This is a genomic window from Streptomyces sioyaensis (assembly GCF_004122735.1).
GTDB lineage: Bacteria > Actinomycetota > Actinomycetes > Streptomycetales > Streptomycetaceae > Streptomyces > Streptomyces sioyaensis.
Window position 1 is genome coordinate 1 of record NZ_SDIF01000119.1, and the last position, 20,772, is coordinate 20,772.

Genomic DNA, 20,772 nt, shown 5'->3' on the forward strand with positions numbered 1-20,772 from the left:
CACGCTGTTGAGTTCTCAAGGAACGGACGCTTCCTTTGCGCCTGTTTCACCAGGCTCTCCGGGCGCTTCCCTTCGGTCTTGCGTTTCCGACTCTATCAGATCCTTGCGGGCCCGATTTTCGCCGGTGCGTTTCCACCTTTCGGCTTCTTCGCGTTTCCGACTCTACCAGACTTGATTTCGTTCCGTTTCCGGTTCGAATTCGATCCGATTTCCCGTCGGAGGGGGTTTGCCTTTCGGCTGATCCGACTTTATCAGATTGCTCTGGGCCGGAATTCCACCCGACGTTGCGGGGCTCCGTACGCAGAGACGTGCGGCGCTTCCCGTTCAGGTGGAGCCGTAAACGTACTGGAGCGGGGCGCCTGGATGCAAATCCAGGCGCCCCGCTCCCACTTGGGCACGTTTGTACGAACCTGCCCGTCAGACCTCGACGACCACGGGGAGGATCATCGGGCGGCGGCGGTAGTTGTCCGATACCCACTTGCCGACCGAGCGGCGGACCAACTGCTGGAGTTGATGGGGCTCCGCGATGCCGTCCTGGGCCGCCTTCGCCAAGGCGTCCTCGATCTTGGGGATCACGGCCGAGAAGGTCGCGTCGTCGATGCCGGAACCGCGGGCCTGCAGATGCGGGCCACCGACGATCTTGCCGGTGCTGCTGTCGACGACCACGAAGACCGAGATGATGCCCTCGTCGCCGAGGATGCGGCGGTCCTTCAGATGGGTTTCGGTGACATCGCCGACCGAGAGGCCGTCGACGTAGACATAGCCCGCCTGGACCTTGCCGGTGATCTTGGCGACGCCGTCGACCAGGTCGACCACGACGCCGTCCTCGGCGATGACGATCCGGTCCTTCGGTACGCCGGTCAGCGCTCCGAGTTCGGCGTTGGCGCGGAGATGGCGCCATTCGCCGTGCACCGGCATGAGGTTCTTCGGCTTGCAGATGTTGTAGAAGTACAGCAGCTCGCCGGCCGAGGCATGGCCCGAGACGTGGACCTTGGCGTTGCCCTTGTGGACCACGTCCGCACCCCACCTGGTGAGGCCGTTGATCACGCGGTACACCGCGTTCTCGTTGCCCGGGATGAGGGAGGACGCCAGGATCACGGTGTCGCCCTGGACGATCCGGATCTGGTGGTCGCGGTTGGCCATCCGGGAGAGGGCGGCCATCGGCTCGCCCTGGGAACCCGTGCAGACCAGCACGACCTCGTCGTCGGGAAGGTCGTCGAGGGTCTTGACGTCGACGACCAGGCCGGCGGGGACCTTCAGGTAGCCCAGTTCCCGGGCGATGCCCATGTTGCGGACCATCGAGCGGCCGACGAAGGCGACCCGGCGGCCGTACTCGTGCGCCGCGTCGAGGATCTGCTGGATGCGGTGCACATGGCTGGCGAAACTGGCGACGATGATGCGCTTCTGGGCGTTCGCGAACACCGTGCGCAGCACGTTGGAGATGTCCCGCTCGGGCGGGACGAAGCCCGGGACCTCGGCGTTCGTGGAGTCGGAGAGGAGCAGGTCGATGCCCTCCTCGCCGAGCCGCGCGAAGGCGGGGAGGTCGGTCAGGCGGCGGTCCAGCGGCAGCTGGTCCATCTTGAAGTCGCCGGTGTGCACGACCATGCCCGCGGGGGTGCGGATCGCGACGGCCAGGGCGTCGGGGATGGAGTGGTTGACCGCGACGAATTCGCAGTCGAAGGAGCCGATCCGCTCGGTGTGTCCCTCCTTCACCTCAAGGGTGTAGGGGCGGATGCGGTGCTCCTGAAGCTTGGCCTCGATCAGGGCGAGGGTCAGCTTCGAGCCGATGAGGGGGATGTCCGGCTTCTCCCGCAGGAGGTAGGGGACACCACCGATGTGGTCCTCGTGGCCGTGCGTGAGCACGATGCCGTCGATGTCGTCGAGGCGGTCCCTGATGGACGTGAAGTCCGGCAGGATCAGGTCGATTCCGGGCTGCTCCTCCTCGGGGAAGAGCACTCCGCAGTCGACGATCAGCAGCCGGCCGCCGTATTCGAAGACGGTCATGTTGCGGCCGATCTCGCCGAGGCCGCCGAGGGGGGTGACGCGCAGGCCGCCCTTGGGAAGCTTGGGCGGGGCGCCGAGCTCAGGATGCGGATGACTCAAAAGACTCTCCTCACCACACGCGCCACGCTGCCGTCGAGGCACGTGGCGCGCATGACATTCGTGCACTTGCTATAAGGCGGTTGTTGGTCCGTATTCAGTTGTGAAGTCTGTGTCAGAGCTGTACCCCGCCCGCGGCGAGATCGCGCGTGAGCTGCTCGGTCTCCTCGGGGGAGAGCTCCACGAGCGGCAGGCGCAGCGGGCCGCCGGGCAGGCCCTGCAGGCCCAGCGCCGCCTTGGTGGTGATCACGCCCTGGGTGCGGAACATGCCGGTGAAGACGGGCAGCAGCTTCTGGTGGATCTCGGTGGCCTTGGTGACGTCACCGTTGAGGTGGGCGTCCAGGAGGGCGCGCAGCTCGGGGGTGACGACATGGCCGACCACGGAGACGAAGCCGACGGCGCCGACCGAGAGCAGCGGGAGGTTGAGCATGTCGTCGCCGCTGTACCAGGCGAGGCCGGAGCGGGCGATGGCCCAGCTGGCGCGGCCGAGGTCGCCCTTGGCGTCCTTGTTGGCGACGATCCGGGGGTGCTCGGCGAGCCGGACCATGGTCTCGGTGTTGATCGGAACGCCGCTGCGGCCGGGGATGTCGTAGAGCATGACCGGCAGGTCCGTGGCGTCCGCGATGGCGGTGAAGTGCCTCAGCAGGCCCTCCTGCGGGGGCTTGCTGTAGTAGGGCGTCACCGCGAGCAGGCCGTGGGCTCCGGCGTCCTGCGCGGCGCGGGCCAGCTCCAGGCTGTGGCGGGTGTCGTTGGTGCCGGCTCCGGCGACGACAAAGGCGCGATCGCCGACCGCATCGACCACCGCGCGGACCAGCTGGGCTTTCTCCGCATCGCGGGTGGTCGGGGACTCTCCGGTGGTGCCGTTGACGACGAGGCCGTCGTTACCGGCGTCCACCAGGTGGGCAGCCAGTCGCTGCGCGCCGTCGAGATCGAGAGCGCCATCCGCCGTGAAAGGCGTGACCATGGCGGTCAGCACCCGCCCGAAGGGGGTCTGCGGTGTGGAAGTCGGAGCCATGGGTCCCACGCTACTCGTAGCTCCCCACAGGATGCGCCTCTGGGGAGCAGGGATGTGGACACCGGCACTGCCTGCTCGGGGGTTCAAGCAGTGCCGGGTCCGTCTCTTCAGCGTAGATGAACTTCACAAAATACCGCAATCCGGACACCTTGCACCGCTGTCCTGCGGGCCCCGGCATCCGGCCTCCGGCCTGGGCGTTACGGAGCGATCCGGCCGTTCGCATTGAATGCGCCGTACGTGAGCGGCATGAGCGTGGCCCAGTGGGCCTCCATCTGCTCGCCGACCATTTCGATCTCCCGCTGCGGGAAGGAGGGCACCTTCGCCTGCTCGTGCTGGGTTCGCAGACCGAGGAAGTGCATCAGCGAGCGTGCGTTGCAGGTCGCGTACATGGAGGAGAAGAGGCCGACGGGGAGGACCGCGCGGGCGACCTCGCGGGCGACGCCGGCGGCCAGCATCTCCTGGTACGCGTCGTACGCCCGGCGGTAGGAGTCCTCCATGACGCGGCCGGTCAGGTCGTGCTGCGCCGGGGTGCCCTCGACGAATTCGTACTTGCCGGGGCGGCCCTGCTGGACGAGCTTGCGGGACTGACCGGGGACGTAGAAGACCGGCTCCAGCTGCCGGTAGCGGCCGGACTCCTCGTTGTACGACCAGCCGACGCGGTGGCGCATGAACTCGCGGAAGACGAAGATCGGGGCGCTGATGAAGAACGTCATGGAGTTGTGCTCGAACGGGCTGCCGTGCCGGTCCCGCATGAGGTAGTTGATCAAGCCCTTGGAGCGCTCAGGGTCCTTGTGGAGCTCCTCCAGGGACTGCTCGCCGGCCGTGGAGACGCGGGCCGCCCACAGCACGTCGCTGTCCGCGGCGCTGTGCTTGACCAGCTCGACCGTCACCTCGCTCCGGAAGCTGACGGCTGCACTGTCGGGGCTCTCAGTGCTCTCGGCGGGGGTCTGGGACACCGGCGGTTCCTTCCAATCGATCCTCGTGCGCGACCAGAGTACGGCCCGCCACCGACAGCCCAGAAAATGCCGCATGATGCCGCGTTAGCCGCAAAAGGGGCGCTCTATAGCAGCGCTCGGAGCGGCAGTTGATATTTTTCACAGAAGTCCCTGAAAACGGGCACCAATCGGACCGCACAGACGTCTAACCCTGTGACAGTGCCCACTTCGAGGTTCCTAGGAGAGCCCGCTCATGTTCCGCCGGCGAGAGCCCGTCCCGTTCGCCTTTGTTGCCGAGGCAGACCGGTTCCGCAGCAATGTCACTCCCCCGCCGCGTCAGCGCGCCTCCCGTGCGCAGCTGCTCGGCCAGTCTCTCATCACGCTGACAGTCGTGGGCGGCCTGGCCGGCGCCCTGCTGTTCGGCGTTCCCGCACTGCAGCAGGACAGTTCCACGTCGAGCCGGGTGCATCAGTCCGAGGCGCATCGCTGATCGGGCCGGCGGAGTGTGCCGTAAGTGGTTCCGCTCCGCCGGTCCCGATAGCCTCACCGGTCACAGCTTCCGTCAGCGTGCCCATGAGTGAGGTTCAGCCGTGCCCCTGCCCTTCCTGACGGCCGACCGCGAGCTCGACACCCGTGCCGCGGAGTACGCCGCGCTGCCGCATGACGAGCCCGACCACTGGCGCCGTCCCTACCGCCCCGGACCGTGGCGGGTGGGGACGGCGGCGGTGTTTTTGCTGCTCGCGTCGTTCGTACTGCTCTCCGCGATGATCATCGCGATGGCCGGCTCGCTGCCCGGAGCCGCGGTCTGTGTCCTGGTGGGGGCGCTGATGATCGCCTTTGCGCTCCGGCTGCTGCGGGTCGGCATCTGGGTCAGCGCACACGGTCTGCGGCAGGTGAACCTCCTGCGGACGGCGACCGAGCCGTGGAGCGCCGTCGCCTCGGTGCGTACCCGCCAGCAGCCGGTGCGCTGGCTGGGGCTGCCCCGGACGGTGCAGGGCCAGGCGCTGATCGTCGAGCGCACCCAGGGTGCCCCGCTGCGGGCGCTGATCACGGACCACAACGGGGATTTCCTGTCCCGTCCGGAGTCCTTCGAGCGGGCGGCGGATGTGCTGGAGGCGTGGGCGGCGGAGCACCGCGACTGAGTCCCGCGCCCGGGGCCCGGGGTGCCGGGCGGTACCGGATGCCGGGTACCGGATACCACCCCGGCCAGGAGCCCCGCCCGGCCGCCACCCGGACCGCCCGGTGCCATTCGGGCCCCACCGGCCCGGCGTCGCTCCGCCCATGACCGGCCCGACGGATCTCAGGTGGCGGTGCGCACGGCCTTCCCGTCCCCGTCGTGCAGGGCGATCGCCCGCTGCATCGCCTTGCGGGCGCGCGGGGTGTCCCGGGCGTCGTGGTACGCGACCGCGAGCCGGAACCACGTGCGCCAGTCGCCCGGCGCCTCCTCCGTCTCGGCCTGCCGCCGGGCGAACACCGCGTCGGCGGCGTCCCGGTCGATCCGGCCCCCGGGGGTCCGCTTCAGCTCGTCGGCCGGCAGCCCGCCCTCGGCCTCCAGCGCATGCGCCAGCCGGTGGGCATCGCGGGCGAAGCGGGTGTTGTGCCAGAGGAACCAGGCACCGATGCACGGCAGCGCGAAGGCCACCGCTCCCATGCCCATGGCTGCCGGCTCGCCGGTCAGCAGGAGGAGTACGCCCTCCAGCGCCACCACACCGAAGACGAGCACCAGCACGGTGGCGAGGAAGAAGTACGTGATCTTTCCGCCCATGCCGGTCAGCCCAGGTCGAGGAAGTTTTCCAGGCCGACGGTCAGGCCCGGGGTGTTCACCACCCGGCGCACGCCGAGCAGGATGCCCGGCATGAAGCTGCTGTGGTGCAGGGAGTCGTGGCGGATGGTGAGGGTCTCGCCCTCGCCGCCGAACAGCACCTCCTGGTGCGCCAGCAGACCGCGCAGCCGTACGGAGTGCACGGGGATGCCGTCCACGTCCGCGCCGCGGGCGCCGTCCAGCGCGGTGCTGGTGGCGTCCGGCTGCGGGGCGCAGCCGGCCTCCTGCCGGGCCGCGGCGATCAGCTGGGCGGTGCGGGCCGCGGTGCCGGAGGGGGCGTCCGCCTTCTTCGGGTGGTGCAGCTCGACGACCTCGGCCGACTCGAAGAAGCGGGCCGCCTGCTGGGCGAACCGCATGGTCAGCACCGCGCCGATGGAGAAGTTCGGGGCGATCAGCACGCCGGCCGACGGCGCGGCGGCCAGCGAGGTGCGCAGCTGCGCGAGGCGCTCGTCGGTCCACCCGGTGGTCCCGACCACGGCATGGATGCCGTGGCGCACACAGAAGTCGAGGTTGCCCATGACCGCGCCGGGGTTGGTCAGCTCGACCACGACCTGGGCGCCGGCCTCGACCAGCCGCTCCAGCTTGTCCCCCCGGCCGAGCCCGGCGACCAGCTCCATGTCCTCGGCGGCCTCGACGGCCCGTACGGCCTCGGCGCCGATGCGCCCCTGAGCTCCCAGTACGGCCACGCGCAGCTTGCTCATCGTTTCCCGTCTCTCTCTTGGTGGTATCGCAGCGGGGCCTATGCGACGACGTCGTCCAGCCGGGCCGCCTGCCGGTCCTTCAGGGCGCCGATGACGGACAGCGAAGGCCGTGCGCCCAGTACATCGCGGGCCACCTCGCGCACCTCGTCCGGGGTGACGGCCGCTATCCGGGCGAGCATCTCGTCGACCGACATCTGCTCTCCCCAGCACAGCTCACTCTTGCCGAGGCGGTGCATCAGCGCACCCGTGTCCTCCAGGCCGAGGACCGTGGATCCCCGCAGCTGGCCGATCGCGCGGCGGATCTCGTCGTCGGTGAGGCCCTGCGACGCCACCTGATCGAGTTCGTCGCGGCAGATCTTGAGGACGTCGTGCACCTGGTTGGGGCGGCAGCCGGCGTAGACGCCGAACAGCCCGCAATCGGCGAAGCCGGAGGTGTAGGAGTACACGCTGTAGGCCAGTCCGCGCTTCTCGCGGACCTCCTGGAAGAGGCGGGAGCTCATCCCGCCGCCCAGGGCGGTGTTCAGCACGCCCATCGCCCAGCGCCGGTCGTCGGTGCGCGCCATGCCGGGCATCCCGAGGACCACATGGGCCTGCTCGGTCTTGCGGTTGAGCAGGTCGACGCGGCCGGTGCTGCGGATGGCGCGGGTGCCGGAGCGCGGCGCGACGGGGACGGCATCCGTCCGGCCCAGGGCCCCGGCCTGCTCGAAGGCGCGGCGGACCTGGCGGACGACCTTGGCGTGGTCGACATTGCCGGCGGCCGTGACGACGAGGTGCGTGGGGTCGTAGTGCTTCTTGTAGAAGCGGCGGATGCGCTCGGGGGTCAGGGCATTGACGGTGTCGACGGTGCCCAGCACCGGGCGGCCGAGCGGGGTGTCGCCGAGCATGGTGTGCGCGAACAGGTCGTGCACGCAGTCGCCCGGGTCGTCCTCGGTCATCGCGATCTCTTCGAGGATGACCCCGCGCTCGGCGTCCACGTCCTCGGCCTCGACCAGCGAGCCGGTGAGCATGTCGCACACCACGTCGATCGCGAGCGGCAGATCGGTGTCCAGCACCCGCGCGTAGTAGCAGGTGTACTCCTTCGCGGTGAAGGCGTTCATCTCGCCGCCGACCGCGTCGATGGCGGCGGAGATGTCCAGCGCGCTGCGCCGCTCGGTGCCCTTGAAGAGCAGATGCTCCAGGTAGTGCGTGGCGCCGTTGAGGGTGGGGGTCTCGTCACGGGAGCCGACGTGCGCCCAGATCCCGAAGGTGACGGAGCGGACCGACGGCAGCGTCTCGGTGACGACGCGCAGACCGCCGGGGAGGGTGGTCCGGCGGACCGTGCCGGCGCCCGCGGTGCCCTTGAGAAGCGTTTGGGTACGGGCGACGGCCCGCCCCTCCGGAGAGGTGCGGGCCGTCGTCGCGTGCGTACGAGACGTCACTTGTCGGTGTCGTCCTTCGTGTCGTCCTTCGCACCCTTGTCGGTGTCCTCTTCCTCGATCACGGGGATCAGGGAGAGCTTGCCGCGCTGGTCGATCTCGGCGATCTCGACCTGGACCTTGGCGCCCACCGCGAGCACATCCTCGACGTTCTCCACACGCTTGCCACCGGCGAGCTTGCGGATCTGCGAGATGTGCAGCAGGCCGTCCTTGCCCGGGAGCAGGGAGACGAACGCACCGAAGGTGGTGGTCTTGACGACCGTGCCCAGGTAGCGCTCGCCGACCTCCGGCATGGTCGGGTTGGCGATGCCGTTGATCGTGGCGCGGGCGGCCTCGGCGGCCGGGCCGTCGGCGGCACCGATGTAGATGGTGCCGTCGTCCTCGATCGTGATGTCGGCGCCGGTGTCCTCCTGGATCTGGTTGATCATCTTGCCCTTGGGGCCGATGACCTCACCGATCTTGTCCACCGGGATCTTGACGGTGATGATCCGCGGGGCGTTCGGGGACATCTCGTCCGGGACGTCGATGGCCTCGTTCATGACGTCCAGGATGTGCAGACGCGCGTCCCGGGCCTGCTTCAGCGCGGCGGCCAGGACCGAGGCGGGGATGCCGTCGAGCTTGGTGTCGAGCTGCAGCGCGGTCACGAACTGCTTGGTGCCGGCGACCTTGAAGTCCATGTCGCCGAAGGCGTCCTCCGCACCGAGGATGTCGGTGAGGGCGACGTAGTGGGTCTGTCCGTCGATCTCCTGGGAGATCAGGCCCATGGCGATACCGGCGACCGGGGCCTTGAGGGGCACACCGGCGTTCAGCAGCGACATGGTCGAGGCGCAGACCGAGCCCATGGACGTCGAGCCGTTGGAGCCCAGCGCCTCGGAGACCTGGCGGATCGCGTAGGGGAACTCCTCGCGGGTCGGCAGCACCGGCACGATGGCGCGCTCGGCGAGCGCACCGTGGCCGATCTCGCGGCGCTTGGGGGCACCCACGCGGCCGGTCTCACCGACGGAGTACGGCGGGAAGTTGTAGTTGTGCATGTAGCGCTTGCGGGTCACCGGGGAAAGGGTGTCCAGCTGCTGCTCCATGCGGAGCATGTTGAGGGTGGTGACGCCCAGGATCTGGGTCTCGCCACGCTCGAACAGGGCGGAGCCGTGCACCCGCGGGATCGCCTCGACCTCGGCGGCGAGCGTACGGATGTCCGTGACGCCGCGGCCGTCGATGCGCTTCTTCTCCTTGATGACGCGCTCACGGACCAGGGTCTTGGTCAGCGAGCGGTACGCGGCGGAGATCTCCTTCTCGCGGCCCTCGAACTCCGGCAGGAGCTTCTCGGCGGCGAGGCCCTTGACGCGGTCCAGCTCGGCCTCGCGCTCCAGCTTGCCGGCGATGGTCAGCGCCTGGGTGAGCTCGTCCTTGACGGCCTTGGTCAGCGCCTCAAGGACGTCGTCCTGGTAGTCCAGGAAGATCGGGAACTCGCCGACGGGCTTGGCGGCCTTGGCCGCGAGGTCCGACTGGGCCTTGCACAGGACCTTGATGAAGGGCTTGGCGGCTTCCAGACCGGCGGCGACGACCTCTTCGGTCGGGGCCTCGGCGCCGTCCTTGACCAGCTGGATGGTCTTCTCGGTGGCCTCGGCCTCGACCATCATGATCGCGACGTCGCCGTCCGGGAGGACGCGGCCGGCCACGACCATGTCGAAGACGGCGTCCTCGAGCTCGGTGTGGGTCGGGAACGCCACCCACTGGCCGTTGATCAGGGCGACACGGGTGCCGCCGACCGGGCCGGAGAAGGGCAGGCCGGCCAGCTGCGTGGAGCAGGAGGCGGCGTTGATCGCGACCACGTCGTAGAGGTGGTCGGGGTTGAGCGCCATGATCGTCTCGACGATCTGGATCTCGTTGCGCAGGCCCTTCTTGAAGGAGGGGCGCAGCGGGCGGTCGATCAGGCGGCAGGTGAGGATCGCGTCCTCGGAGGGGCGGCCCTCACGGCGGAAGAAGGAACCGGGGATCTTCCCGGCTGCGTACATCCGCTCCTCGACGTCGACGGTCAGCGGGAAGAAGTCCAGCTGGTCCTTCGGGGTCTTGGAAGCGGAGGTGGCCGACAGCACCATGGTGTCGTCGTCCAGGTACGCCACGGCGGAACCGGCGGCCTGCTTGGCCAGTCGGCCCGTCTCGAAGCGGATGGTGCGGGTGCCGAAGGAACCGTTGTCGATCACGGCTTCGGCGTAGTGGGTCTCGTTCTCCACCAGGAATATCTCCTCGTCTGCGTCCGCTGCCCGTATGGCGGCGGACCGTCTTCGGTGGAGCGCCGGTACGGGCCGGTCTTCGATCGAAGCACCCGGAGCGAGAGACGCAGGGCGTCCATGGATCGTCCGGGGGCCACTACCGAGGACCGGCGGCCAGGAGGCGCTCCTACCGCGTTCAGTTTTGCGATATGGCACCAGACTACAAAGCTTCCGTCCACCATGAGGTGGCGTGGGCATCCGGTGCCTATGGCAAAGGGAGCGGCCCCCGGCGGGAACCGCTCCCTCTACGGCGTCCTACTTGGCGCCCGCCGCACCGCGGCGGATGCCCAGGCGCTCGACCAGCGCACGGAAGCGCGTGATGTCCTTCTTCGCCAGGTACTGCAGCAGGCGGCGGCGCTGGCCGACGAGCAGCAGCAGACCACGGCGGGAGTGGTGGTCGTGCTTGTGGGTCTTGAGGTGCTCGGTCAGGTCCGAGATGCGGCGGGAGAGCATCGCGACCTGGACCTCGGGGGAGCCGGTGTCACCCTCCTTGGTGGCGAACTCGGCCATGATCTGCTTCTTCGTAGCGGCGTCGAGCGACACGCGGTACTCCTCTGGGTTCCGGTCCGTGAGCGCCCCTGGTTTGCTTCACAGGGAATCTTGGATGACTCATCCGGACCGTCGCACAGCGTACCAGCTGGAAAACGGCCCCCCGACCGGGTGGTCGGGGGGCCGCGGATCCGGGGCGGACGGGGCCGGCCGGCTAGCTGCCGGTGAGGCCGCGCACCTTGCCGTACACCTCCAGGACCGCCAGGCACAGCGGCACCAGGGAGAGCAGGAACAGCCCGTCGAAGATGTCGAAGATCCGGCCCCAGAAGGGGGTGACACCCTTGCGCGGGACGATCAGGCCGACGCCGACGAGCAGGGCGGCGCCCGCCGCGATGCTGCTGGAGAACCAGACGGTGCGGATGTTCAGCGGGCCGGAGTCCTGGAAGCGGACCAGGTCGACGAAGATGTCCGACGGCGGGTTCAGCGCGATGCCCAGGATGAGCAGGACGATCGTCAGGATGCCGGCGATGGTCAGGCAGGCGACCTGCGCGGTGTAGTCGAAGAGCCGGGCGCGGAGCATGATCGTGATGCCCGCGGCCAGCGCCAGCAGCTGGGCCCACATGTTGTCGGAGAAGCCGAGGACGACACCGGCGGAGCCGACGACCAGGGCGGCGCAGCCGGCGACGAGGCCGAGCAGCAGTTCGTGGCCGCGCTTGGCCTGGTTGGCGATCTTGACGAAGTCGACGGACTCGGTCTCGCCGCCGTTGTCGTAGGAGCCCTTGGCGATCTGGTCGGGCGACTTGTAGCCGATGGGCAGCCGGGCGAAGCGGGCGGAGAGGCCGGGCAGCCAGGCGACCATGGCGATCGAGACCACGGCGGTGACGGCAGCGACCTCGCGGGGCGCGGCGTCGGTGAGGATCGCGGCGAAGACCGCGAGGGTGCCGATGGCGGCCAGGAACGCGGCGGCGACGAAGGGTGCGTCACCGCGCGGCAGCAGGACCACCAGCAGGACGGACGCGATCAGGACGACCACGCAGCCGACGAGGAGGTGCAGCCGGCCGGGTCCCCCGCCCTGCTCGACGGGGAAGATGCCCGAGCCGGCGAGCAGCAGGTGCGGCAGGGAGGCCAGGCCCAGCGCGATGGAGGAGCCGTGGTCGTCGTAGACGCGGGCGCGGACGCCGGCCAGCGCGACCAGGACGATGCCGACGACGCCGGCGATGATGCCGGGCAGGCGGTGCATGTCGCGGTTCAGGGGGTTCGAGAACCACAGGGCGAACGCCATCATGACGAGCAGCAGGACACCGGCGGAGAGGCCGACGACGTGCATGAGGTCGTCGCTCCAGCGGCTGCGGTTGCGCTTGACCGCGGAGGCGACGGCGTCGGAGACGTCGTCGAAGACCGGCAGCGGCAGCGACTCGGCGAACGGCTTCAGCAAAAGGAGGTCGCCGTCGAGGATCTGCTGCTGGGCGAGCGACTGGCCGGCGTCGAGCACCGTGCCGTCGCGGCGTACGAGGTGATAGCCGGTCGGTGCGCCTTCGGCCTGGGACTGCCCGGAGAGCCGCAGGATCTCCGGATAGATGTCGACGAGTGCGACATCCTCCGGCAGAGCCACATCGATCCGTGCATCCGGCGCGGCGACTGTGACCCGGCAAAAACCGGTGCCAGTGCTCGTGCTCACCTGGCGGTTCCCCCTAATCCGTTGGGCGTTTTGTCGCGTCGCGCGCCCTATATATAGAGCCGTCACTCGGGGCTGTGGGCACGCTCGCGAGGCGTCAGCGTACCGTCCAATTCGGCGAGTGCCCCACCCACCCCGCGACTTGACGGTTAACAGTAGGATCAACGCCTGGTTCGGGCCAAGCACTTGGCTCGGGGGGACCGTCGAATCCAACGGGGGCGGTCCGAGACTGCGAGATGCATGAAGGACTGATGCCTCGGTGAGCGTTGTCATCGTCAAGCGCCCGCCCCGCGCGCTGCCACCTGAAGTTCCCTCCGAGGAGGTGACACTTGAGGCGCCTCCGGAGCTTCCGCGAGAGGGCGAATCAGAGAACATGCTGATGACCCTTATGCCCATGATGGGTATGGCGTCTTCGGCGGGATTCTTGTTCATGGGCAACCAGCCGTTCATGAAAATCATGGGCGGCTTTATGGTGGCGTCCACCCTGGCAATGGCGATCGTGCAGATCGTCAAGGCTCGCCAAGGGCCTTCCGGGCAAATGCTTCAAGAGCGACAGGATTACCTCAAGTACCTGACGCAGAAGCGAAAAGAGGTACGGCGCACCGCGCGAAAGCAGCGGGACGCGCAGCTCTTCACCCACCCCGATCCGAGCCAGCTGTGGTCCATCGTGGCCGAGGGCAAACGGGTATGGGAGCGCCGGTCGACCGACCCGGACTTCGGGCAGGTCCGACTGGGCCTGGGGCCACAGCAGTTGGCCACCCCCCTGCGGGCGCCCGAGACCGCTCCGGTCGACGAGCTGGAGCCGCTGACCGCGCATGCGATGAAGGAATTCCTCGACAAGCACGGTCAGTTGGACAGCCTGCCGCTGGCGGTCTCGCTGCGCGCCTTCTACCACCTGACCGTCTCCGGCGACCCGGACACGGTCTACGGCGCCTCGCGCGCCATCATCGCCCAGCTGTGCACCCTGCACTCGCCCGAGGACCTGGTGGTGGCGGTCGTCGCCGCCCCCGGCGCGCAGGCGGAGTGGGAGTGGACGAAGTGGCTGCCGCAGGTGCAGGACAAGACCAGCGACGGCGCGGGGTCGCGCCGGCTGGTCGTCGGTGACCTCGGTGAGATCGAGGAGCTGCTGGCGGACGAGCTGGAGGGCCGCGGGCGGTTCAACCCGCAGGGCACTCCGGTGACCGACACCCCGCATGTGGTGATCGTGCTGGACGGCGGCGAGGTGCCGATGGACTCGGTGATCGCCGGGGCCGAGGGCCTCCAGGGCGTCACCATCCTGGAGGTCGTGCCGGGCGATCTGGACGAGATCCGCGGCGGTCTGGCCGTCCAGGTGTGGCCGGGCAAGCTGGTGCTGGAGTCGGCCGGCGGTGCGGTCTACCACGGTGTCTGCGACGTCCTGTCGATCCCCGAGGCGGAGGCGCTGGCGCGCCAGCTGGCCCCGCTGCGGGCGGGCGCGGGTGCCGACGGCGAGGATCCGCTGCTGTCGTCCATGGACTTCACCGACCTCCTCAACATCGGCGACGCCGGTGCCCTGGACGTGTCGCGTACGTGGCGGCCCCGGACGCTGGCCGAGCGGCTGCGCGTCCCGCTCGGTGTCGACCGCGACGGCCAGCCGGTCATGCTGGACATCAAGGAAGCCTCGCAGCAGGGCATGGGCCCGCACGGTCTGTGTGTCGGTGCGACCGGTTCGGGTAAGTCCGAGGTGCTGCGCACCCTGGTGCTCGCCCTGGCGGTCACCCACTCCTCGGAGACCCTCAACTTCATCCTCGCGGACTTCAAGGGTGGCGCCACCTTCACCGGTATGTCGGAGATGCCGCACGTCGCGGCGGTCATCACCAACCTCGGTGAGGACGTCACCCTGATCGACCGGATGCGCGACTCGATCACCGGTGAACTCCAGCGCCGCCAGGAGCTGCTGCGCTCCGCCGGCAACTACGCCAACATCACCGACTACGAGAAGGCGCGTGCCGCGGGTGCCCCGCTGGACCCGCTGCCCTCGCTGGTGATGATCATCGACGAGTTCTCCGAGCTGCTCGCCGCCAAGCCCGACTTCATCGAGATGTTCATCCAGATCGGCCGGATCGGCCGGTCGATGGGTGTGCACATGCTGCTCGCCTCGCAGCGGCTGGAAGAGGGCAAGCTGCGGGGTCTGGACACCTTCCTGTCCTACCGGCTGGGTCTGCGGACGTTCTCCGCGGCCGAGTCGCGGACCGCGATCGGTGTGCCGGACGCCTACCACCTGCCGAACGTCCCCGGTTCCGGCATCCTGAAGTACGACACCGAGACGATGGTCCAGTTCAAGGCCGCGTACGTCTCCGGTACCTACCGCGGCCCGGGCGCCGGCGGTGGCGGCGGCCGCGGCGGCCGCACGAACCGGCTGCCGGTGCCGTTCACCGCGGCCCCGGTCGTCGAGCAGATCATCGAGGAGCCGATCGCCGTCGAGGCGGCCGAGCCCGAGATCGACGACGCGCTGGCCGACACCGTGCTGGACGTCATGGTCCAGCGGATGCAGGGCCAGGGCCCGCCGGCGCACCAGGTGTGGCTGCCCCCGCTGGAGGAGGCGCCCACCGTCAACCAGCTGCTGCCGGCGCTCGCGGTCACCCCCGAACGGGGCGTGCACGCGGCGGAGTACACCGCGCTCGGCAAGCTCGTGGTGCCGGTCGCGCTGGTGGACAAGCCGTTCGAGCAGCGGCGTGACGTGATGTACCTGGACTTCTCCGCCGGTGCCGGTCACGGTCTGGTCGTGGGTGGTCCGCAGTCCGGTAAGTCCACGCTGATCCGGGCCGCCATCGCCTCGTTCGCGCTCACCCACACCCCGGCCGAGGTGCAGTTCTACTGCCTCGACTTCGGTGGCGGCGGCATGCTGACCATGGAGGGCCTGCCGCACGTCGGCGGCGTGGCCTCGCGTCTGGACGCGGAGAAGGTGCGCCGTACGGTCTCCGAGGTCGTCGGCATCCTCAACGAGCGTGAGGAGTTCTTCCGGGCCAACAACATCGACTCGATCGGGACCTACCGCCAGCGGCGGGCCTCGGGCGCCTACCCCGACCAGAAGTGGGGCGACGTCTTCCTGGTCATCGACGGCTGGGCGACGTTCAAGACCGACTACGAGCAGATGGACCCGGTGATCCTGGACATCGCCGCCCGCGGTCTCGGCTTCGGTGTCCACCTGATCATCGCCGGTGCACGCTACACCGAGGTGCGCCCCGCGCTGCGCGACCAGCTCCTCAACCGTGTCGAGCTGCGCCTGGGTGACCCGATGGAGTCGGAGTTCGACCGCAAGCGCGCGGAGAACGTCCCCATGGGCAAGCCCGGTCGCGGTATGTCCCCCGAGAAGCTCGACTTCCTGGGAGCGCTGCCGCGGCTGGACGGGATGAGCGACCCGGAGACGCTCAGCGACGGCATCGCGAACCTGGTGTCGACGGTCAAGGAGCACTGGCAGGGCGAGCCCGCCCCCGCGGTGCGGATGCTGCCGACGATGCTGCACGTCAACGAGCTGCCCAAGGGCAACGACTACCCCGACCACGGCATCGCGATCGGTGTCGACGAGACCACGCTCTCGCCGGCGTTCGTCGATTTCGAGACCGACCCGCTGCTGGTCATCTACGGCGAGAGCGAGTCCGGCAAGTCGTCGCTGCTGCGTCTGCTGGCCAAGCAGATCGCCGAGCGGTACCCGTCCGACAAGGCGCTGATGGTGGTCTCCGACTACCGCCGTGCGCTGCTCGGGGAGATCCCCGAGAGCCACATGTACAAGTACTGCGCCGCGGGACCGCAGTTGCAGGAGGTCATCACGGGTCTGGCCGGTTCGCTGGGCCGCCGGATGCCCGGGCCGGACGTCACGCCGGAGCAGCTGCGCAACCGCAGCTGGTACGACCTGCCGGACGCGTTCGTGATCGTGGACGACTACGACCTGGTGGCGACCAGCAGCGGCAACCCGCTGCAGCCGCTGCTGGAGTACCTGCCGTTCGCCCGTGACCTGGGTCTGCGCCTGATCATCGCGCGCAGCTCCTCGGGCGCCGGACGGTCGTCCTTCGAGCCGGTGATGCAGCGCACCAAGGAGCTCGGTGCGCAGGGTCTGATCCTCTCGGCCGATCCGGCCGAGGGTCCCCTGATGGGCAACATCAAGGGCCAGAACCTGACGCCCGGCCGGGCCATGTTCATCACGCGCAAGCGCGGTGCACAGCTGGTCCAGACCGGCTGGCTGCCGCCCAACAGCGGCTGACCGCGGCACCGCACAACGGCGGTGGGGCGTCCCTCCTGGGAGGGGCGGCCCACCGCCGTTTTGTGTGGGCCCGTGCGTACTGGCCTGTGCGCGTACGGGCTGGTGCCCTGTGGCCGGTGCGTACGGGCCGGTGTCGGTGGCCGGTGCGTACGGGCTGGTGCCCTGTGGCTGGTGCGTACGGGCCGGTGGGTTCGGGCTGGTGTCGGTGGCCGGTGTCGGTGGCCGGTGGTCAGCCGAAGGCGCCGTGCTGGGTGACGTCGGGGCCGGCCGGGCCGGGGGGCTCGGCGGCGGAGGCGGAGCGGTCCTTGGCGGCGCCCGCGGGGGCTGCGGCCGCCCCGTTCTTCTCCGCCGCGCCGGCCTTCGGGGACCGCTCGCCGCCCGGGGCCGGTTCGGCACCGGCCGGCCGGCTCCGCACGCCCTTGGCAAGGCCCTCGCCGCCGCGCGTCTTCGCCTCGCCGTCCCGAGCCGGGCCGAACGGGTCGGGCCCGAGCGGTGCGGTGGAGGTGTCCCAGGCGTGCCCCGCGGCCGGGCCCTGGCGCCGGCCGCCGCCCCCGCCGCGTTTGCCGAAGGCGCCGCCGAGGCCGTTGGCCAGCTGGCCGAGCGCCATGAAGCCGTAGGCGGTCTCGTTGCCGGACGAGGACTGCGCGCCGCCGGCGGCATGGTCCACCGGGGGTGCGCCGTGGCCCGTGCCGTCCCCGCCGGCCGTGCCGTCCTTGTCGTCGGGGGACGCGGCGGCAGCGGTCTCCAGGTCGGCGGCGGCCAGTTCGAAGGCCGGCAGCGACTCGTCGACGGACCGCCTGAGGCGGTGCCACTCCGCGGCGAACGCCTCGCCGGCCGGGCCCTGCCAGTTGGCCGCGGCCGCGGTGCCGACCTTCCGGTCCAGGTCGCGGACGAGGCCGTCGAGGTGCTGGCCCATCTCCCGCCAGCCGGCCGCCGCTTCGTGCAGGGCCTCGGGGTTGCGCCGCTCGCTCACTTGACGCTCCGGATCATCTCGTCCAGCTCTTCCTCGGCCGCCTGCACATGGGCAACGGTCTCCTTGATCCCTCCGCCGACCTCGGCGAGCCGCTGCTGCAGCTGGACGAGGGCGTGCTCGGCCTGCTCGTACAGCTCACGGTACGGCCGGGCCGCCTCGTCGCTGCCGAAACCGTCCCGCAGCGCCTCGGCATCGGCCCGCCGTCTGAATGCGGCCAGCTGCCGGCTCAGTTCTTCCGCACGTACCTCGAAGGCTGCACCCAGAGTGTGCAACTCCCCCGTACTGAGCCGGACTTCGTCGGACATCATTTCTCCCCGAATTGAATGACAGCTGCCTGCCAACATCGCCCCAGGTCTAGCACACCCGCAATAGGACGGAAGCCTTCTCGAAGCGGGCACCGGCAAAGAGCGGAATGCATACGGAGCAATATGCGGCAATACCGACAACACCCGCCTTGACGGCCAGTTCACACCCGTCGTCACCCGTCATTAGACTCAGGACGCCGGTGCCGCACACGCGGTTGCTGCGCCATCACGTTCAAGGGGGCAGAGATGAGCAATGAGCGACAGATCCAGGACGAGGACCTGATGGACGTCGCCCAGGATCCGGAGCAGGCGCACCGGCTGCGCAAGGCGCTGAAGGTCCTGGCGGAGAACCCCAACGTCGGCGGCAAGCTCCAGGAGATGGCCCAAGAAGTGCTCTCCGGCCGGATCGGCATGAAGGACGCCATCGAGACGCCGGGGTACATGGACGCGCTGGGCGACCGGATGAACGAGATCCGGCGGGCCGCGGAGAACCAGACCATGGCCGAACGCGAGGCCTCGCGCGAGAAGTTCGCCGCATGGCAGAAGGAGCAGGAGGCCAAGGAGGACGCCGAACGCGCGGAGCGCGACGGCCCGACGGGCAACATCGTGACCGCTCCCCGGCGCGGCGGCCGCGGCGGCGGACACCGGGGCTGACCGGGGCACCGCGCGGACGGTGCGCAACGGCCGGCCGGGCAGCACGCCGGGCCGGCCGTCTTTGTTCTTTCCTCGGAATAGGTGCACTGCACACTCGGTGCCGATACGGCGGATACCGCGGATGCAGCCGAAAGCAGATCGGCCACCGAAATCACCGGACGGATCTGCTTTCTTCCCCCACAAGGTGATCCCGATTTCTCCACACCGGATCACCGTGACCGTGCTTCGACGCCGCCAGATACGCTCACTCACTCACCCCTCCGTCCGGCAAGCATGTTCCCGTTCCGGAACGGCGGACCCCGTGCGGTCTTGAGCATGCGGCCCGGAACATAAGATCGAGCCGGCACTGCAGGAATCCACAAAGGTGGAGTCGGGATCGATGGGGGACGAGGGAGACATGAGCGCCTCAGACGAAGGAATCGCCGGGGCGAGCGGATATGCACCGCATCCGTACATCGGCGGCCGTACTTCCGTGCTCAGTGCGCTCGCCGCGTGGCGTATGCGGTGGCCGGGCGCACCGCGCGTCATCGTGCTCACCGGAAGCCCGGGCAGCGGGCGCTCGCGCCTGCTCACCGGCTTCCTGATGCTGTGCGACCCCCGCTTCCGCAAGCAGCTGCCGCTGGATGCCATGGACCCGACGACGGTGCCGCCGGACCTGCCGGCGCCCGCCGTGCCGAGCGCCCAGGGGCGCACCGCGGCACAGCTGCTGGGGCTCCTCGCCGACCACTTCGAGCTGGGCGCGGCCCGCAGCGAAGACATCTGCACCGAACTCGCCGCCCGTGAAGAGCCGGTGACGATTGTGGTGCCGGATGTCGACCGGGCCGGACCGGTACGGGCCGCGGACGAGCCGGCCCGCGTCGTGCGGGACGTGCTCAAGCCACTCGCCGCCACCACCACGGTGCAGTTGCTGGCCGAGGTGCCGCGCGGGCCGGCAGCGGAGCTGGCGGCGGCGCTGCCGTCCAGCCAGGTGCGGATCATCGATCTCGACGACCCCGAGTGGGCCGACCCGGACGGCCTGGTGCGGCACGCCGAGGCCGCGCTCACCCTCGGGCCGCCGGAACTCCCCTTCTGCGCCGATCCGTCGGCCCGCCGGGCGCTCGCCGAGGCCCTGGCCCATCGCGCGGACGGCAACCGGCTGACGCTCCAGCTCGCCGTGCAGTCGCTGATCCTGCGGCCGGAGGGCGTCGGCCCGGCGGACTTGTCGACGCTGCCCGGCAGCATCGGCGAGGCGCTGGACCTGCATGCCCGCCGGATGGGCGCCGACCCGCAAACCCTGCGGCTGATGCTGGCACCACTCGCGTTCGCCGAGGGCGCGGGGCTGCCCGTCCAGCTGTGGGGCGCGCTGGCAGACGCCGTCGCCGGACGGGACATGAGCCGCGACCTCGCCGACGGCATGCGGCTGGCCGCGCCGTTCCTCCAGCCGGCCGAGGGCGCGGAGCGGGACCAGGCGACGGAGACCGCAGCGAGGGCCCAGGCGGCCGACGAGACGACGGGCGGGGCGGCAGACGCGTCGGCAGACGGGGGGACGGGCAGAGCGACCGACAGGGCGACGGACGGGGACACCGCCGACGGTGGCCGTAGCCGTACGCTGCTGCGCCTGCTGCACCCGGGGATCGCCGAGGAGATCCGCGCCGGCCTGCCGGACGTCCAGGGCGCCCAGACCAGGATCGCCATGGCGCTGCTGGACGCGGTGCCCCAGCAGGACTGGTCCCGGGCCGACCCCTACATCCGCGACCACCTCGCCGCGCACACCCTCGACGCCGGACTGCTCCCCCAACTCCTCACCGACCCGGGCCTGTTCGCGCACGCCGACCCGGTGGCGATGCGGGCCGCCATCGAGGCCGTACCGCTCGACCGGCTGGGCGCACCGGCCCGGACGTACCTGCGCACCGCTCCGCTGCTCACCCGCTCCCAGGCACCGGCGGGCCTGCGGGCCGCGTTCCTGGAGTCCGCGTTCGTCGAGGACGGGCTGGCTCCGTATGCGGAGGCGCTGCACCGGCTCGGCTTCCCCCTGCCCTGGCGCACACTGTGGAGCGTGCCGCTGGCCGGCGTCCGCGCGGTGACCACCGGTGCCCTCTGGCCGGCGGACGGCGCACCGGCGGCGGCCCCGGACGGCACGACGGCCACTGCGGCACCCGGCGCGGAGGCCCTCGGCGACATCGCCCCCGGGCCCGCATCCGCCGCCCGGGCCTCTTCGGA

General features: G+C 70.0%; 16 protein-coding genes. 5 read left to right on the forward strand and 11 right to left on the reverse strand.

Features of this window, described 5'->3' with window-relative positions; genetic code table 11:
- Positions 1-417: 417 nt before the first annotated feature.
- The 3 genes from EST54_RS28085 to thyX form a co-directional block, all read right to left on the reverse strand.
- Entirely contained in the window at positions 418-2,103 is a 1,686-nt protein-coding gene (locus EST54_RS28085) for a ribonuclease J (RefSeq protein WP_129250524.1), read from the reverse strand.
- Positions 2,104-2,215: 112 nt separating this feature from the next.
- Positions 2,216-3,115: a 4-hydroxy-tetrahydrodipicolinate synthase gene (gene dapA / locus EST54_RS28090; RefSeq protein ID WP_129250525.1), complete on the reverse strand. Its 900-nt coding sequence runs from the start codon at positions 3,113-3,115 to the stop codon at positions 2,216-2,218.
- 197 nt (positions 3,116-3,312) lie between these two features.
- Positions 3,313-4,071, reverse strand: coding sequence for an FAD-dependent thymidylate synthase (gene thyX, locus EST54_RS28095; RefSeq protein WP_129250526.1), 759 nt, complete (start codon positions 4,069-4,071; stop codon positions 3,313-3,315).
- Between the two features lie 232 nt (positions 4,072-4,303).
- On the opposite strand from thyX, the gene EST54_RS28100 reads away from it, so the two are divergent.
- Positions 4,304-4,540 (forward strand): hypothetical protein, encoded by a 237-nt coding sequence (locus tag EST54_RS28100; RefSeq protein ID WP_129250527.1) that lies wholly within the window; start codon positions 4,304-4,306, stop codon positions 4,538-4,540.
- Between the two features lie 100 nt (positions 4,541-4,640).
- On the forward strand, positions 4,641-5,192 hold the full coding sequence (locus tag EST54_RS28105; protein WP_129250528.1) for a PH domain-containing protein: 552 nt from the start codon (positions 4,641-4,643) through the stop codon (positions 5,190-5,192).
- 158 nt (positions 5,193-5,350) lie between these two features.
- Here EST54_RS28105 and EST54_RS28110 read toward each other — a convergent pair whose 3' ends face one another.
- The 6 genes from EST54_RS28110 to eccD form a co-directional block, all read right to left on the reverse strand.
- The gene (locus tag EST54_RS28110) at positions 5,351-5,815 is read right to left on the reverse strand and encodes a tetratricopeptide repeat protein (protein ID WP_129250529.1); all 465 of its coding nucleotides are present in this window, start codon (positions 5,813-5,815) and stop codon (positions 5,351-5,353) included.
- Between the two features lie 5 nt (positions 5,816-5,820).
- Positions 5,821-6,573 (reverse strand): 4-hydroxy-tetrahydrodipicolinate reductase, encoded by a 753-nt coding sequence (gene dapB, locus EST54_RS28115; RefSeq protein ID WP_129250530.1) that lies wholly within the window; start codon positions 6,571-6,573, stop codon positions 5,821-5,823.
- 38 nt (positions 6,574-6,611) lie between these two features.
- The gene (locus EST54_RS28120; RefSeq protein ID WP_129250531.1) at positions 6,612-7,991 is read right to left on the reverse strand and encodes a M16 family metallopeptidase; all 1,380 of its coding nucleotides are present in this window, start codon (positions 7,989-7,991) and stop codon (positions 6,612-6,614) included.
- Positions 7,988-10,219: a polyribonucleotide nucleotidyltransferase gene (locus EST54_RS28125; protein WP_129250532.1), complete on the reverse strand. Its 2,232-nt coding sequence runs from the start codon at positions 10,217-10,219 to the stop codon at positions 7,988-7,990. Before EST54_RS28125 ends, EST54_RS28120 begins: the two co-directional genes overlap by 4 nt.
- 294 nt (positions 10,220-10,513) lie before the next feature.
- Entirely contained in the window at positions 10,514-10,801 is a 288-nt protein-coding gene (gene rpsO / locus EST54_RS28130; protein ID WP_006602744.1) for a 30S ribosomal protein S15, read from the reverse strand.
- 160 nt (positions 10,802-10,961) lie between these two features.
- On the reverse strand, positions 10,962-12,425 hold the full coding sequence (gene eccD / locus EST54_RS28135) for a type VII secretion integral membrane protein EccD (RefSeq protein ID WP_129250533.1): 1,464 nt from the start codon (positions 12,423-12,425) through the stop codon (positions 10,962-10,964).
- 256 nt (positions 12,426-12,681) lie between these two features.
- Here eccD and eccCa point away from each other — a divergent pair, with 256 nt between their 5' ends.
- Entirely contained in the window at positions 12,682-16,641 is a 3,960-nt protein-coding gene (gene eccCa / locus EST54_RS28140; protein WP_129250534.1) for a type VII secretion protein EccCa, read from the forward strand.
- A gap of 229 nt (positions 16,642-16,870) precedes the next feature.
- On the opposite strand, the gene EST54_RS28145 is transcribed toward eccCa, so the two are convergent.
- Entirely contained in the window at positions 16,871-17,614 is a 744-nt protein-coding gene (locus tag EST54_RS28145; protein WP_129250535.1) for a WXG100 family type VII secretion target, read from the reverse strand.
- Entirely contained in the window at positions 17,611-17,919 is a 309-nt protein-coding gene (locus tag EST54_RS28150; RefSeq protein WP_129250536.1) for a hypothetical protein, read from the reverse strand. Before EST54_RS28150 ends, EST54_RS28145 begins: the two co-directional genes overlap by 4 nt.
- 246 nt (positions 17,920-18,165) lie before the next feature.
- On the opposite strand from EST54_RS28150, the gene EST54_RS28155 reads away from it, so the two are divergent.
- Positions 18,166-18,573 (forward strand): hypothetical protein, encoded by a 408-nt coding sequence (locus EST54_RS28155; protein WP_129250537.1) that lies wholly within the window; start codon positions 18,166-18,168, stop codon positions 18,571-18,573.
- 397 nt (positions 18,574-18,970) lie between these two features.
- The coding region (locus tag EST54_RS28160; RefSeq protein ID WP_135796901.1) for an ATP-binding protein at positions 18,971-20,772 on the forward strand (1,802 nt) is incomplete at its 3' end.

Coding starts and splice junctions, on each gene's coding strand:
- dapA (WP_129250525.1), bottom strand. CDS start 3,115: ATGGCTCCGACTTCCACACCGCAGACCCCCTTCGGGCGGGTGCTGACC.
- EST54_RS28100 (WP_129250527.1), top strand. CDS start 4,304: ATGTTCCGCCGGCGAGAGCCCGTCCCGTTCGCCTTTGTTGCCGAGGCA.
- EST54_RS28110 (WP_129250529.1), bottom strand. CDS start 5,815: ATGGGCGGAAAGATCACGTACTTCTTCCTCGCCACCGTGCTGGTGCTC.
- dapB (WP_129250530.1), bottom strand. CDS start 6,573: ATGAGCAAGCTGCGCGTGGCCGTACTGGGAGCTCAGGGGCGCATCGGC.
- EST54_RS28150 (WP_129250536.1), bottom strand. CDS start 17,919: ATGTCCGACGAAGTCCGGCTCAGTACGGGGGAGTTGCACACTCTGGGT.
- EST54_RS28155 (WP_129250537.1), top strand. CDS start 18,166: ATGAGCAATGAGCGACAGATCCAGGACGAGGACCTGATGGACGTCGCC.